16 protein-coding genes are annotated in these 15,468 nt (G+C 52.0%); 9 read left to right on the plus strand and 7 right to left on the minus strand.

Going from position 1 to position 15,468, the window contains the following annotated elements:
* Window positions 1-175 precede the first annotated feature (175 nt).
* From JW984_15405 to JW984_15425, 5 genes are all read right to left on the minus strand, one after another.
* Window positions 176-946 carry an NYN domain-containing protein gene (locus JW984_15405; protein ID MBN1574583.1) on the minus strand — a complete coding sequence of 257 codons (771 nt, stop codon included), beginning with the start codon at window positions 944-946 and terminating at the stop codon, window positions 176-178.
* 40 nt (window positions 947-986) lie between these two features.
* On the minus strand, window positions 987-1,439 hold the full coding sequence (locus JW984_15410; GenBank protein ID MBN1574584.1) for a hypothetical protein: 453 nt from the start codon (window positions 1,437-1,439) through the stop codon (window positions 987-989).
* 173 nt (window positions 1,440-1,612) lie between these two features.
* Window positions 1,613-2,761 carry a hypothetical protein gene (locus tag JW984_15415; GenBank protein MBN1574585.1) on the minus strand — a complete coding sequence of 383 codons (1,149 nt, stop codon included), beginning with the start codon at window positions 2,759-2,761 and terminating at the stop codon, window positions 1,613-1,615.
* A 101-nt stretch (window positions 2,762-2,862) separates the two neighbouring features.
* Window positions 2,863-3,588, minus strand: a complete 726-nt coding sequence (locus JW984_15420; protein MBN1574586.1) for a L,D-transpeptidase — start codon at window positions 3,586-3,588, stop codon at window positions 2,863-2,865.
* Between the two features lie 111 nt (window positions 3,589-3,699).
* Complete coding sequence (locus JW984_15425; GenBank protein ID MBN1574587.1) at window positions 3,700-4,218, minus strand: hypothetical protein; 519 nt, start codon at window positions 4,216-4,218, stop codon at window positions 3,700-3,702.
* A gap of 263 nt (window positions 4,219-4,481) precedes the next feature.
* Between JW984_15425 and melA the strand changes: the two genes are divergently transcribed.
* The 9 genes from melA (at window position 4,482) to JW984_15470 (ending at window position 13,849) form a co-directional block, all read left to right on the plus strand.
* Entirely contained in the window at window positions 4,482-5,807 is a 1,326-nt protein-coding gene (melA, locus tag JW984_15430; GenBank protein ID MBN1574588.1) for an alpha-galactosidase, read from the plus strand.
* 469 nt (window positions 5,808-6,276) lie between these two features.
* Window positions 6,277-6,546, plus strand: a complete 270-nt coding sequence (locus JW984_15435; protein MBN1574589.1) for an RNA-binding protein — start codon at window positions 6,277-6,279, stop codon at window positions 6,544-6,546.
* Between the two features lie 847 nt (window positions 6,547-7,393).
* Complete coding sequence (locus JW984_15440) at window positions 7,394-7,957, plus strand: hypothetical protein (GenBank protein ID MBN1574590.1); 564 nt, start codon at window positions 7,394-7,396, stop codon at window positions 7,955-7,957.
* Window positions 7,958-8,005: 48 nt separating this feature from the next.
* Complete coding sequence (locus tag JW984_15445) at window positions 8,006-8,518, plus strand: hypothetical protein (protein MBN1574591.1); 513 nt, start codon at window positions 8,006-8,008, stop codon at window positions 8,516-8,518.
* A 28-nt stretch (window positions 8,519-8,546) separates the two neighbouring features.
* On the plus strand, window positions 8,547-8,975 hold the full coding sequence (locus JW984_15450) for a TIGR04076 family protein (GenBank protein MBN1574592.1): 429 nt from the start codon (window positions 8,547-8,549) through the stop codon (window positions 8,973-8,975).
* 459 nt (window positions 8,976-9,434) lie between these two features.
* Window positions 9,435-10,517, plus strand: coding sequence for a 4Fe-4S binding protein (locus JW984_15455; GenBank protein ID MBN1574593.1), 1,083 nt, complete (start codon window positions 9,435-9,437; stop codon window positions 10,515-10,517).
* 62 nt (window positions 10,518-10,579) lie between these two features.
* Window positions 10,580-11,083, plus strand: coding sequence for a hypothetical protein (locus JW984_15460; protein ID MBN1574594.1), 504 nt, complete (start codon window positions 10,580-10,582; stop codon window positions 11,081-11,083).
* A 68-nt stretch (window positions 11,084-11,151) separates the two neighbouring features.
* Window positions 11,152-13,017, plus strand: a complete 1,866-nt coding sequence (locus JW984_15465; protein ID MBN1574595.1) for an acyl-CoA dehydrogenase — start codon at window positions 11,152-11,154, stop codon at window positions 13,015-13,017.
* Between the two features lie 211 nt (window positions 13,018-13,228).
* Complete coding sequence (locus JW984_15470; GenBank protein MBN1574596.1) at window positions 13,229-13,849, plus strand: TetR/AcrR family transcriptional regulator; 621 nt, start codon at window positions 13,229-13,231, stop codon at window positions 13,847-13,849.
* A gap of 110 nt (window positions 13,850-13,959) precedes the next feature.
* Here the strand turns inward: JW984_15470 and JW984_15475 are convergent, their stop codons facing one another.
* Both JW984_15475 and JW984_15480 read right to left on the minus strand, forming a co-directional pair.
* A complete protein-coding gene (locus tag JW984_15475) occupies window positions 13,960-14,829 on the minus strand; it encodes a hypothetical protein (GenBank protein ID MBN1574597.1) in 870 nt (289 codons plus the stop codon).
* A 180-nt stretch (window positions 14,830-15,009) separates the two neighbouring features.
* On the minus strand, window positions 15,010-15,468 hold a 459-nt coding region (locus JW984_15480; GenBank protein MBN1574598.1), incomplete at its 5' end, for a tetratricopeptide repeat protein.

Here is a 15,468-nt window from a genome sequence, read left to right on the forward strand (position 1 = left end):
AAAAAGGGGGGCAAATCCTGCCCCACTTGATATTTGTCCTGACTGCGTGACCCTTGGAGTTTACGGCGTTATCACACTGGGCGGTATCGTGAAGTTATGCCAGACTTCGTTGTTAGGACCGTAGTTTCTGAACCATGCCCCACCAACTGAAGTTAATCACAGACCCGCTATCCCCCTATCCCGCGGAGCCGAAGCCGGTGACGACGTACGTCCCGCTCCTGGAGTTGATCTTCAGGCTGATCAGGCCGTTCTTCTGGGCGTCCTCCAGTAGCTCCGAAAAGGAGCGGTAGCCGTGGTACGACTCGTTGAAGGAGGGACGCTTTCTTATTATCGTGTCCTTGACCATCGACGAGTAGATGACCTCTTTGTTCTCCCTGATGAGGGCGGTGACGGCGGAGACCACAAACGAGAAGGCCTCCCGCTTCTCCTTGGGAAGGTTCGGGTCTATCTTCGGTGGCTTCGACTCGGGACGCTCCAGGTCCTCGTAGAAGATGAACTCATCGCAGTTGTTGAGGAGTAGCTCGGAGGTGGAGTCCTTCATCCCCATCCCGATAACGTATTTGCCGTTCTCCTTCAGTTTCGAGACGAGGGGTGAAAAATCCGAATCCCCCGATACTATGACAAAGGTGTCTATATGCTCCTTGGAATAGGCGAGGTCGATGGCGTCCACGGCAAGCCTGATATCGGCGGAGTTCTTCCCGGTCATAAACCTCTTCGGGATCTCGATAAGCTCCACCGCGGCTTCGTGACAGGGCTGTTTGTAGTCGGAGAACCGTCCCCAGTCCGCATAGGCCTTCTTGACGATTACCTTCCCCTTCTCCAAGAGCCTCTCAAGCGCTTTTTTGATATCGAACTTGATGCCCTTTGTCTCTTTCCCCTTGGTAAAGCCAAGGGCGAGGTTCTCAAAGTCTATGAAAACCGCCAGGGTCTTTTCCCGCTCCGGGATGGAGAACCTGTCGGTTTCTGTGTGATTCTTGTTTACTATCTTATTTGCTCCTAAAAGTATCGTTAAAGAAAAACAGATATACCAACAACCCCTTCTGAACCATGGAGCCGGAAAGCCTGAAGAGAAGCCTCCCGTCCTTGTCCGTAATCTTCGTCTCGGTTATCTTACCCATGAGATTTCCATCGGCGTCCGTTATCTCTCCATCTTCGGCAACCTTCGCCATGACTTTGTAGTGGATATCTTTGACCTCGCTCACGCCGTCCGACTGCTCGACAAACCCGATGTGTTCAAAAGACTGATTGTAGACGATCCCCTTTAAGTTGTAGGTTCCGAGGGTCCACCTGTTGGCGTCGTATATCTTCCCGTTAAAGTCAATGATTGCGACATCGACGAAAAGACTGTTTTGAACCTTCAGCTCCTCGCCGAAGGCTAAAGTTGAAAGACACGCTGTCATCAATATCGATATAGTTAATATTAAGGCCGATTTTTTCATATCAAAACTCCTTTTTCGGAATATAGTACCACTATTTGACGATAAGTTCAAATGAAAACTTGAGGACCGGGTTTAGCCGTAAATATTAGTCCAGTTCAATCCCCAAACGATTAAATCCTCATTTTAAAACGTCTCAAATATTAAGCCCCCCCCAGCCTTCTGTTTCAGCGAATCTATCTCGATCCCACTAAACCTTTCCTCGCCTTGGTGAACGCCTCGCCGAGAACCTTCCAGACGAGGTCGGGATTGTCGCTCTTAAGGTTCATGGGGGCTCCGCCCCTGTAGCTCCACGCCGCCACGTTTCTGATACCCTCCTCGACGATTACCTCGACGGCGCGCACCACCTCCCATTCCCTCCCTGCCGGGACCTTGTAGGCCTGCACCCAGATCTGGGGCTCCTTCCCGTACTTTCTGGATATCTCCAGAACCCTTCTCGCCGCATCCCTGACGTAGGGTTCGAGATCCTTCCTGAAGATTATCCAGTATGGGTCGGTCCCGAATATATCGACGTCCTTGATGGAGGCCAGCCTGTCCCAGGAGGAGACTCCCGTAAGATAGTTTTCCTCCGGGAGCATAACGAGTCCGTTTTTCATCCTTAAACCCGCCGCGTATTCGGTCATCTCCTTGAAGAAGGAGACTATCGAGTCGTCTCGAAAAGCTATTACGTCCTTGTCCATCACAACGGGCATCTTTTTGCCGTACCTCTCTTTAAAGAGGGAGGAGCAGAGGTCGCACCGGCAGGCCCACTCGTTAGGTCCCTGGTTTTTGCGCCAGACGCTTCTCGGGATGTAGAAGTGGGGCTCGTCCCAGAATACCACGTCGCCGCCGATCTCCGAGGCTTTATCCAGCCACTTCTTCAAAAATCCGCGAAAAGAGGCGCGGTTCAGGCAGGCGGACGGGAGGGGCGTTCCGTCGGCGAGCCTTTGGGTCTCGGCGGGATTTTCCACCACGAACCGGGAGAACGCCTCGCCGCCGAAGACCCCGCCCACCCCCCAGGGGTCCAGATATACCGTCAGCCCCAGGTCGTGGGATATCTTCACGATATCCGCCATCGCCTTTGTGTAGAAGTGGTAATCGGCCTCCGAGAAGGTGTGAACCACGAAGGTGCAGCCGTTTTTGACGATGTCCTCCATGTCCCCCCTTACGTGTTTGGGATCTCGCCCTCCGAAATAGCTGACGCCAGCCTCGAATCGGCCGCCCGGAACGATGCCGAAGGCCGCCGTTGCCCCCGGCACATTGACAAGGCCGCCCGCAAGGCCCAGCTTACCTAAGAGGCGAATGAAACCCCTCCTCGTGTCCACCCGATTAAGTAATTCCTTCATTTCAACTTCGCCCCCCAAACCTTCTCATTGCATATATTGACATACTAATACTACGATCAAAAAAACTCCGCCCTTCCGCCCCCTTCATAATCACCGAGACCTCACCTCCGCGCCTCCCTCAGAAACGGGTATTCCGATAATAAATCTCCCCTCGTTCTCGCTATTACCACCGGCGTATTTACCTCGACGTGGTTATAGAGAAAAAGGGCGTCCTCGCAGAACATCTTTATACAGCCGCCGGAGGGGGTGAGCCTTCCGTTTTTCAGCCTCTTTGTGGCGTGAATCTCGATGCAGTCCCCGGTGTATCCCCTCCCCTTGTCCGCCTCGTTCGGGTAGTCGAGACCCATCACGGCCGCGTCATCTCCGCCGTAGGCGTCCGTCCAGAGCCTCTCATCGGCCGGGCCCTCGGGACCGTAGTATATTTTACTGTCCTCGCACCACGTGATTCCGTCGATTATCTTTTGAGTCCCCTCCCTTTCGTTGTCACCCCTCTTCGACGCCATCCATATTATCATGTACCTTCCCACCGGGGTCTTCCTGTCCCCCTCCCTTGTCTTTCCCATCCCGCCTATTCCCGTCTCGCAGGGGAAATCGAACTTCAGCCTCTCCCCCTCGTATATGTAGAGGCGCTTTTCATCGTCGATGACGAAGATGATCTTCCCCTCCTCCCCATTCGAGACCGGACACAAGAAAAGGATAAAGAGTAGTAGCGCCGCAAATCTCCCCGCCACACGGGATATTTTCAGGTAATGCACATGGTCATAGCCGGATACTATATGCCATTCTCCGCCGGGGAAAAGTCCAAGGAAATCCCGCCCCGTCTTCAACGGGTCAGGGAAGCACCCTGATGGCCGACCCCGTCGGCCCCCTTTCGCTCTCCTTCCCATACGATCTCCATCCCCCTTCATCCCTGCAGCCGCGGTGAATTCGTAAAAAACCTAACGACTCAGCAGGTAGTCGTAATTCTCTATGATAAACCAAAATCCGTCGGGCGTATACTCGAGGACGTAAAATTCCTCATCATCCTCCCTGATAACACCCCCGTCATACTTCGTGAAGGTCATCTTGTAGTGACAGGAGACGTAGGCCCTGTTGGCCTCGACATCGCAGTCCAAGATCTCCCAATAGTATTTCACTTGGCTGTATCTTTGAAAGTCCTGCCTCCTCCGTTCCAAAATCTGGTAGTAGTCCCTCTCCACTCCGTTCTTCAGATACTGGCGGGCGTTGACCGACCAGGCGCTCATGTAGAGGTCGAGGTCCAGATTCCCCCACCCCTTGAACACCTTGTCGATGGTGCTGGTGATCCCCGCCATCTCCACGTCGGTCGGCTTTCTGGCGGTGAAGTCCCCGGAAACGGCCGGCGTAACGCAGATCGTTAGGCAGAGAGAAAGAAACGTAAGTATCATTATCCCCTTTACCAAAGGCCTGCGCCTCGATAACTCCCTTGTAGAGTCCAAAATATCCTCCCTTAATATTAACTCCAACGATTACTCCAAAGCGACTCAAAGATCGGCTGCCTGATGTACGCGCCTTTTTTGTCTCTTTATATGATATTAGAAATAACTTTCAAATACAATAAAAAATGTGTGGGGTAAATTCGCCCCTCAATCATAAAATAAACGATGGAATAATCCCTATTCATCTCGATAAGGATTCATTGCCCCTTGACAATCCGTCGTCCTTTTGATAAATCTTGATCGTAGTCTGAGAGGATATGGCCATGACAAAGATAGCCTTTATAGGCGCCGGGAGCTTCGAGTTTACGAGAAACCTCGTAAGGGACATCCTGACATTCCCCCTCCTTGAGGACGCCACCCTGACGCTCATGGACATCGACCCGGAACGGTTGAGATACATCGAGAGTGCGGTCAAAAGGATAGTAAATGAGGGTAACTACCCGGCCAAGGTTGAGGCCACGGGAGACAGAGGGGAGGCCCTAAAAGGGGCGTCCGCCGTGGTCCTGACCATCTTGGTGGAGGGTATAGATGTCTGGCGCCACGACATAGAGATCCCGAAGAAGTACGGCGTGGACATAAACGTGGGGGACACGAGGGGTCCGGCGGGGGTTTTCAGGGCCCTCCGCACGATCCCGGTGGTCCTCGATATAGCGGCGGATATGGAGAGGCTATGCCCCGAAGCCATTCTCTTAAACTACACGAATCCCATGTCCATGCTGTGCAGGGCCGTCCACGGCGAGAGGGACGTCAAGCTTGTGGGGCTGTGTCACAGCGTCCAGGAGACGGCGGCCGGGATGGAGTACCTCCTCGGAATCAAGGAGGGGGAGCTCGACCACCTCTGCGCGGGAATAAACCACCAAGCATGGTATCTAAAGCTCGAACACAAAGGCAACGACATCTACCCGAAAATCAGGGAGGCCATGTCGAGGCCCGAGATATACAATTTTGAAATAGTCAGAAACGAGATGTTTCTCCACCTGGGCTACTACGTGACCGAGTCGAGCGGCCACAACTCCGAGTACAGCTGGTGGTTCAGGAAGCGCCCGGATCTGATCGAGAGATACTGCGCCCCCGGCACCGGCTGGAATCCCGGGGCATACGCCTTCATCATCGACGAGTACCTGAAAAGAGAGAGCACGTGGAAAGATGAGATCAATAAATGGCTCGAAGACCCGAATCCCCTCGACCTCAAGAGGGGAAGGGAGTACGCCGCATATATTATCAACGCATTTATGGGGGGAGAGCCCTTCAAGTTCAACGGCAACGTCCCCAACACTGGGCTGATTACCAACCTCCCAGAAGGCGCCTGCGTGGAGGTGCCGGTATTCGCCGACAGGACCGGATTTCACCCCGTCCACGTAGGGGCGTTGCCGCCCCAGCTTGCGGCGCTAAACAACATCAACATCGCCGCGGAGGAGATGGCCGTCAAGGGATTTCTCGCGGGCGATCCTGAGATGATATATCACTCGATAATCTACGACCCCCTGACCGCCGCCGTCCTCTCCCTTGCCGAGATAAGGGAGATGGTAAACGAGATGCTCGACAAGAACCGGAAGTACCTGCCGACGTTTAAAAGATTTTCGGTTTAGGCTTTAAAATTGGATAGTTAATTTGAAAAGGAGAGGCTTGAGACACGGCATAAGACCTTTGTTGCCTCCATTATCCAAATCATTAAGGCTGCACACTCACCTTCCACTCCGCATGTATATGATCTCAAAATCGCATTTCACCTGATCGGGGAACATTCACACCGGTCTCGGCTCGATTTTCGAACCTTTTGATGACAAATTGGCGATCATAGCCGTATTTTCTTGACATTTGATTAAAAATATTATAGAAAAAGGCAAATTCAGGGCGCAGGGCCCTGAGTAGGCACTCTGATAAAGAGGGATTCGGAATGCCTTGTTTAAAGCATCCGAGGATCTCTTTTCAGTTTTCATTTTCCTGTTCTTGTGTTTAATAGTGTGTTTTTAAAAGAGGTATCGGTGTTTTATGCTTTCCTTGTCATAGCCTCCGGAGATGACCATTGTTAAATAAGAGAAGAAGAAGGAGGCAAAGATGCAAGGAAAGAAGCTTTTTGTGGGTAACCTCAAGTACTCGGTGACGGCGGGTGAGCTCGAAGACCTGTTCTCCAAATACGGAGAGGTGGTCGAGGCCAAGGTCATCGAGGGAAGGGGATTCGGGTTCGTCGAGATGTCAGACCAGTCCGAGGCGGAAAAGGCGAAGGAGGAATTGAACGGGACGGACTTCGTCGGACGTACCTTGAACATCGATGAAGCCAGACCCCCCAGAAGCAGGGACCGGGGAAGAAACAACCAGAGGTACTAAACCCACAAGCCGGCCGATAGACCGTTTAAACGATAATCCGGCCGGCTCAAGCTCCGTTGTACGGTTTGAAACACCGACTTTAAAAGTTGGCAGATCGTTTAGACGATTATCCGGCCGGCTCAAGCAGCCCGGAAGGATGACCCCGAGGTTTGCAAGCTTCACAGCGAAAATGAATCGGCCATCCGATCGGATCGGGGTGGGCGTATTTAATGAGGTTGCGGACACCGGCAAAGGCAAGCGGGGCTTAAAGCGGTCGGCCGGTCGTAGCTGTTCCTAACTTGAGAGAGACGGCGGACATAAAACACTTTTCCAATATTGTTTCGTTTTCAACCAAAAGGGGGGAATGTTCTCCCCTTTTTTAAAGTTAATCCTATCTTTAAAATCAAGACGATGATCAGACACCGCTGTGAAACGTCAATTTCCACCCTTTTCCCGCCGATTATCCTTCATAGGGCCGATGCCGAAGAATTAAGCGCGAAGAAATTTAATCCCCGATTCTCCCCTGATTAGAGGCCTTTAGCTCCGCAAACCTGAATCTCGTTTAGACCGGCATACAGACCGACCAAATATGCCGCCCACAAAGCCGGATTTACATCAAATCCCCCATGATTCCCTATAATTCTCATACCGACATTTCAAATAAAATATAGAGAAAAAAAATTCATCTGCGCTCGATTTTTCTTGACAACGAAAACGCAGTTTATTACAATGAACAATGTTCACTACAGAATATATATGTTATCCGGCTCTTGTTATTAAAGCGTTTCCCCCCGTCAATATTTTAAAATCACCGTTCAAATCCGGGGTGGCCAGATTAATATTCCAATATATATAAGGGAAAGGCGAAATGAAATCCGCCGACAAAAACGAGCTCCTCATAAGGTGCTGGACGACACCTCGCGGGACATGGCTCTATTACTGCCACCTTATCGGCATTGGAGGAATCGGGGAACTGAGGGCGACTTCGGTGGGGCCGATGGGGATGAGGCGCATCAACCGGATGGATGATCTGGAGTGCGTCCTGAAGGAGATATTGACCTCCTTCAAGACGGCCTCACTTGAGCTTTCCAAAAGTCCGAGTATCAGAAACCATATCGAGGACAGCCGGCCGAGGCGTGCCGCACATTCCAAGACCCGGCATCACACGGTACCCCTACCCCTGCAAAAGGGTGAAATCCCGGCCGCAAAACCGGATCTCTCCTTCTGCACGTACATATCCATCCTCGAGCGCTTTTTCAAGACCCTTCCGTTCGGATACTCAACTACCCGGTCGTGCGCCGACTGCGCGATTAAAAAAAACGAGGACTGCTTAAAGGAATACAGGTTCGGTTCGGCCGATGACTCAAATGTGGATTGCCGTTTGAGCGATCTGTACAAGATCGACCTGAAGTGGATATGCCTGGAAACATAGATAGATCGGGATTTTTTGGAATTTCGCGGATTGAAAAGGAGATTTGAGATGAACAATCTCGAAAGTAAGGAGCTGAAGGAGCTTCTGATCAAGGGCTGGATGACCCACGACGGGATGTGGTTTTACCACTCCATGCAGGAGTTTGGGATAGAGAGGACCAACAAGGTCAACAGGGAGGCCGTAAAGGCGATGTCGGCAATCGAGGTAAAAAGGCTCAAAAAGATACTGGGTGTGGAGTCTGTCAGAGACTTCAACGAGTTTAAGGAATTTGTGACGAGCGCCTACGAGCTGGTGATGGCCGATTTTATGAAGCTCGGCTACCAGTACAAGGAGCCTAATGTACTGGAGGTATGGTGGGAGCCGGAGAGCTGTTTCGCCTATCAGGGCATAAAGCAGATAGGGGCTATTGAAGATTACCAATGCGGGATCTTCGACAGGAGCGAGACCTGGTACAGAGAACTCGGCCTCAATTTCACGGTCACCCCGAAGGTCTCCAGCTGCATGATGCACACGGAGGGAAAGTGCTTCAGGAGATACGAGTTCGATTTTGGAAGTCAGTAAAACTTGAATTAAAAAAGGAGATTTTTAGATGAAGATCGACAAGGAAACCTGGGACCTTATTCAGAAGCATCTCGGTTACAACGATGAAGAGATGAAGATATTCAAGGAAAACCCGAGAAACGAGGCCGTAATCTCAAAGACGTCGGAACTCATAGACAAGACCATCATCTTTGAGGTTATCAAATCCGAGGGATGCAACAGTCAGCATAAGGTGGGAGATAAATTCTATTTTGATGGCAAGGGAAACCTCATGACAAAACTCTGCCCAAAAAGGATTTGCGTCCATGCCCTCGGCCCATTATCGGCGCTCGTTTTTACGGCCAACGAGCTTATCTATGCCGGGGCTGACCCGAATGAAATGAGGTTTCCCGAAGTCAGCTGTCCCGACGTGGGACTTGAATGTGGGGGGTGGGGACAGATCGTGATGAAGTTAAGGGTGGAAGACAGAAAGAGATAGAATCGTACGGGAGCGGGAATCCAGTTAAACATTATCTGTCATCCCCTTGGAAAACGGGAATCCAGATTAATATCTTTCCCCCGCATACGCGGGGACAGGCTGGATTCCCAATGGTGTTGGAAATGACAGAATAAGTTCCCAATTGTGTTGGGAACGACAGCTGGGCGGCACCGACAGGCCCTTGCTTGTCAGTGGGATATTCCCAGACTTGCATGGAACTAAAAATCATCTGTCATTCCCGTGAAAACGGGAATCCAGGAGGGACGGCCTGTGTGCCGGGCGGCAACGGGAATCTACACCGACATCTTTCTGGATTCCCAATCAAGTTGGAAATGACAGAATAAGTTCCCAATTGTGTTGGGAACGACAGCTGGGCGGCACCGACAGGCTCCTGCATGTTGGTGGGATATTTTGAAAAAGAGCCGATTTTTCAACCTCCTTTTATTACAGGAGAAAAATATGGACGATGTCTACAGACGTCTGGCAAAGAGGCTGGATGAGCTGCCTAACGGCTTTCCGGAGACCGAGAGCGGCGTCGAGCTTAGGATCCTCAAAAAGATATTCTCCCCGGAGGAAGCGGAGACCGCCCTCCTCTTGAGTCCCCTTCCAGAGACGGCCGAGGCAATAGCCGGGCGCCTCGACAAACCGGCATCTAAGATGCGCGATATACTGGACGATATGGCAAAGAGGGGACAGATCGGATCCTTCACGCTGTTCGGGCAGCAGATGTATATGCTGATCGCCTTCGTCCCCGGCATCTACGACTTTCAAGTTTATCGCATGGACAGGGAGTTCGTCGACCTTTACGACGAGTATGAATCCGCCTTCTTGAAGGGAACCGGAAGCCACAGGCCCGCCGTGGCCCGGGTGGTCCCGATAAACGACAATATAGAGGTGGAATCCCGGGTGCAGCTTTACGAGGACGTTCGCAAGATCGTCGAAAAGTCGAGCTCCTTTCTTCTGGTGGACTGCATCTGCAGAAAGGAGAGAGCAATGTTGGGGCTTGGCTGTGACCACACGATAAGGGTCTGTCTTTACGTCTCAATAGAAAAAAATGCCTATGACTATTTCTCCATCGGCGGCGAGGTAATCTCGAAAGAGGAGGCGCTCGATATCCTGAAAGACGCCGAGGAGGAGGGTCTGGTTCACATGACGTACTACAACGTCCAGAAGGGGCACAGCGTCATCTGCAACTGCTGCACCTGCTGCTGTCACTCCTTCAGGGGGGCGATTAACTACGGGGCGCCCCACATGTTTATGAAAAGTAATTTTATTGCAGCGATTGACAAAGAAAGCTGCACGGCCTGCGGAACTTGCGCAGAGGAGCGCTGCCCGGTAGTGGCGATCGTAAAAGACGGCGACTCTTATCGTGTCATGGAAGACAAATGCATCGGATGCGGACTGTGCGCGGTCACATGTCCGGCCGACTCGATAAGCCTGGTCGAGAGGGAAGAGGCGGAGCGGGACGAGCCACCGAAGAACTTCATTGAGTGGAACATAAGCCGCGCTAAGAGCCGGGGGATCGAGCTCAAGCTAAAATGATCGATAGGGGACGTTTTTTGACCGGCGCGTTTTAGCTGAAATGATTTTGGGGAGAGATATTCATGGAAAATATCGATTTTGAAATCGGCTCCGAAGGTAGAGAGGATATCTTAAGGAACGTCTGGACCTTACACGACGCAAGGTGGTTCATTAAGACGATCGGGAAATACGGCCTCGACGCCGCCAACGAGCTCAACCGGACTGTTATTAGATCGATGGGGAAGACGGAGATAAAGGTCTTGATGAACGGGAGCGGGATTAAAAAGATCACCGATATCGACCGGTTGAACTCCCTGATGACCGTCGCCTCGAAGCTCTTCTTCCCGAAGGAGCACAAATACGAGTTCAAGATACTCAACGAAAACGAGCTTCTGGGACACGTGATCGAGTGCTATGTCCACAAGAACGTTAAGAAAGCTGGGATCGCCGATCTCTATAAATGTGCCGCAAGGCCCAGGTTTGAGTCTTGGATTGCGGCGATGGGGCTTAACGGCGAGATCGTTCAGGAGGTGGACTCCAGCAACTGCAACGGCACGTGCGGGATCGTCTTCAGGATCGACTGGTGATACTCGATAAATGGGGTTTATAAAACGGGAGAATTAAAAAAAACGATAAAATATTTAAGGGGGTCAAAATGAGTAACCTAATAGTAGACGAGAGGGATCAGAGGTTCGTCCTCTACGAGCACCTCGAGGCCGAAAAGCTGACGGGATTTGCCAGATATTCCGAATTCTCCAAAGACATCTTCGACATGATCATCGACGAGGCGAGAAAGTTCGCCGTGGACGTCCTCGAACCCACGATCGAGGAGACGGAGAGGGAGGGGTGCACCCTGAAGGACGGCAGCGTCTCCATTCCGAAGTGCCTTAAGGAGGCCTACCGCATCTACTGCGAGGGGGGGTGGGTGGCGCCCAGCCAGCCGGCAGATGTGGGAGGACAGGGGCTTCCCGTCCTGCTGCAGACGGCGGCCAGGGAATACTTCAACTGCAACACCTCCTTTTTGCCCTATCCGGGCCTGGCGGAGGGGGCCGCCCTTCTCATAAGGATGCACGGCACCGATCAGCAGAAGAAAAAATATATGGAGAAGATGTTCACCGGCGAGTGGGGGGGCACTATGGCGCTCACCGAGCCGGGCGCGGGGACCGACGTGGGATCGCTCACCACGTCGGCTAAAAAAAACCCGGACGGGTCTTATTCCATCACCGGAACCAAGATATTCATCACCGCGGGCGACCACGACCTCGTCGATAACATCGTCCACGCGGTCCTGGCCAGGGTCGAGGGCGCCCCGTCGGGAACAAAAGGCATCTCAATCTTCCTAGTGCCGAAATACCTCGTAAACGACGACGGTAGCCTGGGCGAGAGGAACGACTACAGCGTAACCGGCATCGAGAAGAAGATGGGATTCAACGGCTCGGCCACATGCCTCATGAACTTCGGCGACAACGGAAAGTGTTACGGCGAGCTTCTGGGGGAGGAAGGCCAGGGGATGAAGGTCATGTTCATCCTGATGAACGAGGCGAGGGTCGCCGTGGCGCTCCAGGGGCTGACCTGCGCCTCCCGGGCGTATCTGAACTCCGTCAAGTACGCAAAGGAGAGGATACAGGGACCCGATCTCATAAACTTCAGAAACCCCGAGGCGCCCAGGGTCCCCATAATCAACCACCCGGACGTGAGAAGGATGCTCCTCTGGATGAAGTCCCACACGGAGGGACTGAGGGCCCTTACCTACTACACCTCGAAGTGCGAAGATCTCTCCCTCGCCCTCGACGACCCGGAGGAGAGGGAGAAGTGGCACGGGATGGTGGAGCTTCTGACCCCGGTCATCAAGGCATGCGGCTCCGACATCGGCTTTCAGGTGGCGGATCAATCGATCATGGTCCACGGCGGCTACGGCTACACAAAGGAATACCCGGTCGAGCAGATACTGAGGGACGTCAAGCTCTCCGCCATATACGAGGGGACAAACGGCGTCCAGGCCCTCGACCTCGTTGGGAGAAAACTGGGACAGAAGAAGGGGGAGAACTTCAAGAACCTTATCGGCGAGATCAATAAATTCATAAGGGAAGCGGGCAACAACGGTAGGATCTCCGGCCTCGTGGACAAGCTCAAGGAGGGCGTAAAGATATTGACCGACACCAGTGAGTTCTTCGCGGCGTGCGGAAGGGAGGGGAAGTTCCTCGTCCCCATCGGAAACGCCTACCCGTTCCTGAACCTGATGGCAACCATAATGTTGTCGTGGATGCTGGCCTGGCAGGCGAAGATCGCCGGAGAGAGGCTCGATGCCCTGACAAAAGAGAAGGGGGTGGACCCCAACAACTGGATCAAGTGGGCCGAGTTTCTGAATGACGACCGTAACGCCGCCTTCTACTCCGGGAAGCTGGCGGCGGCCAAGTACTTCATCAACAACGTTATGCCGAAGGCGGAGGCGATCGCCAAGGCGATAAAGACCGAGGACCTCTCCATCATGGAGATCGCCGAGGTCTCCTTCGCGTTTTAGAGGAGAGGGCGGGAAATATCCATCACCGATCGATCCGTCGGCGTAAGGGCGGATCGGAAGCGTGGAATTCCAATCCGTCGGTATGGACTTTTGCACTCATTTTCCCTCTTCGATTGACAACGGGAAACAACAAAGCTATAATGAGCATGGTCGAGATGGGGGCCTTCCCCGTGACCGGGACTTCGATTAAACCTTAAGGGGTGCCAAGCTTATGCCCGAACTTACCTTCGGCGATCTAAAAGAGAGGGAGCGTGAGGCCCGCCGGGAGCTGATCGTGAATACCGCCAAGAAGCTCTTTTCAGAAAAGAGCTTCAAGAACGTAACGGTGCGGGACATCGCCAAGAGCGCGGGGGTCAGCACGGGGACGATCTACCGCTACTACGAGAGCCTGGACGAGCTCTTCCTCGAGGTCTTCTACGCAGACACGAAGGAGATCATCGGAATCATCGAGGAGGAGCTCAAGAGGGACGAGGGGTGCAGTATCCGGAGGTTCAGCGAGGTCTACATCGGCTACCTCAACGAGAACACCTCCTACTACCAGATGATGAGCTACTTCATGCCGAGGGGGATGCTGACCGACGAGGAGATCGAAAAAATAAACCCGATAATGCAGGAGGTCATCGACCTCATCGAGAGGGTCATAAAGCAATCTGGGCACAAGGGGGACACCCAGCTGATGTCCAGGGCGCTCTTTTCGGCATTAAACGGCATAATGACTAGCTACGCCCAGTACCCCGGGAGCAGCGTGGGTGAGATCAGAAAATACACACTCGTCCTTGCCGGCTACATCGCCGACTTCTTCGAGATGGGCGCAAGGAAGGATTATTATTGATAGAGGCCGTCCATTATTTAAATCCCGCTGAAGATTGATGTCACGGATGGAGGGGAGTATTAAATCACCAGAGGGGGCTGACGCCCTGCCCTGTCAAGGTAGACACCTTCTTACCGGCTGCGGTTTCTCCACTCGTAAAGCATTTGTTTGCAGAGCCTGTCGTAGATTTCCTTGAACGGCATTGAGCTTTTCTTTATCAGGTCGATGAGGGACGTGATACGAAAAAGGATGTTATCCTCTATTTTCTGAAGCTTTCTTTCCTGCGCCTCTTCCAGCCTGTCGATCCTGCTTGTTATCGACTCGACTATCTGAATGCCGCCGCCATCGATATTTTCCTCACCGGTTTTCTCCTCACCCAGCTCCCCGCCAGTTGTCTGTTCGGTCGTCATTTTACCCTCAATCCTTTCGAGGCTTGCAAGTATCAACGTGAATATCGCGGTGCCGGCAAATCCGGTCGCCGCTCCGCCGCCGCCCATTAACTTCATCTCTTCGACCTTATCGCCGACTTGCTTCACCTCTCCCGATATTTTATCCCGCTCCGCCTTCGCCTGACCCTCCTCTGTCGGCGTTGCGGCCTCCCCTACCAGAGGCGTAGAAAGTAAAAATGGATACTCCTTAAGAAAATCCATCGCGTCCCAGTAAAGCTTTTTTGCATCTTCCACAGCGCTCTTAGCGGCTAAACTATACGCTTCATCTCTACGCAATGTGGCATCAATCCGTGAAGCTCTAGATTCTTTAAAAAATTCAGTCGTCTTCTCCAATCTGTTCTGGATGTCTTTTGCTGGTTTAAATTCATATGTAACTCCCAGCTTTTCCATTATCTTCTTCAGGTTCTCCCGGGTGTCGAACGTGTATCCATATATTTCGTGGACCTCCGGATCCAACGTTGAAGTGAAGTAATCTACGATGGCAATGAGGTCCGCGATTATATCAAATGCCCCTGTTATAATGGCGCCTGCGGTTATTGTTCCTTCTGCCATTTTCCCCTCCTTTAAAAAAGTGATTGGAGACAGATTTTCCATTAATGGAAAATCCCACATGATGAAATTATGTCACTTTTTCACTGGAGGTATTAAAGATATGAATCTGCAAATAAAGTTTTTTCCCCTCTATCAAGAATTTTAAACAGAGGTAAAAAGGTTACATTTACTATTAGCCTCTTACTTATTCTTTTTCTTCTCCATTGCTTGTTTAAGGGCAATACATGAATTTTGATTTCCAAGCCTGCACGCCTCTCTCAGGTCCTTGATAGATTCGTCGAGCCTTCCCATCTCACCAAAGAGCAGACCCCGGTTGTGAAAATACGCGTCTTTTTGAGAGTTTAATTCTATCGCCTTTGTATAATCGGCTATGGCAGATTCATTTTCACCCATTTCCCTGTATGTATCTCCCCTACTGAAAAATGCATCTGAATCATCAGGATCGAGCTCAATGGCCTTATCAAAATCCAAAACGGCTTCGTTATACATACCTATTTCCGCATAGACATATCCCCTCATATAATATGGTATGGGATTATTGGGATCGAGCTTTATCGACCTGTTGAACTCCTCGATCGCCTCGCCGTAAAGCCCCTTCTGCGATTTCCTGATCCCCTCGTTGCTGGCCTTTTCCGCCTC

It is taken from the genome of Candidatus Zymogenus saltonus (assembly GCA_016929395.1).
In the GTDB taxonomy this organism is placed as follows: domain Bacteria; phylum Desulfobacterota; class Zymogenia; order Zymogenales; family Zymogenaceae; genus Zymogenus; species Zymogenus saltonus.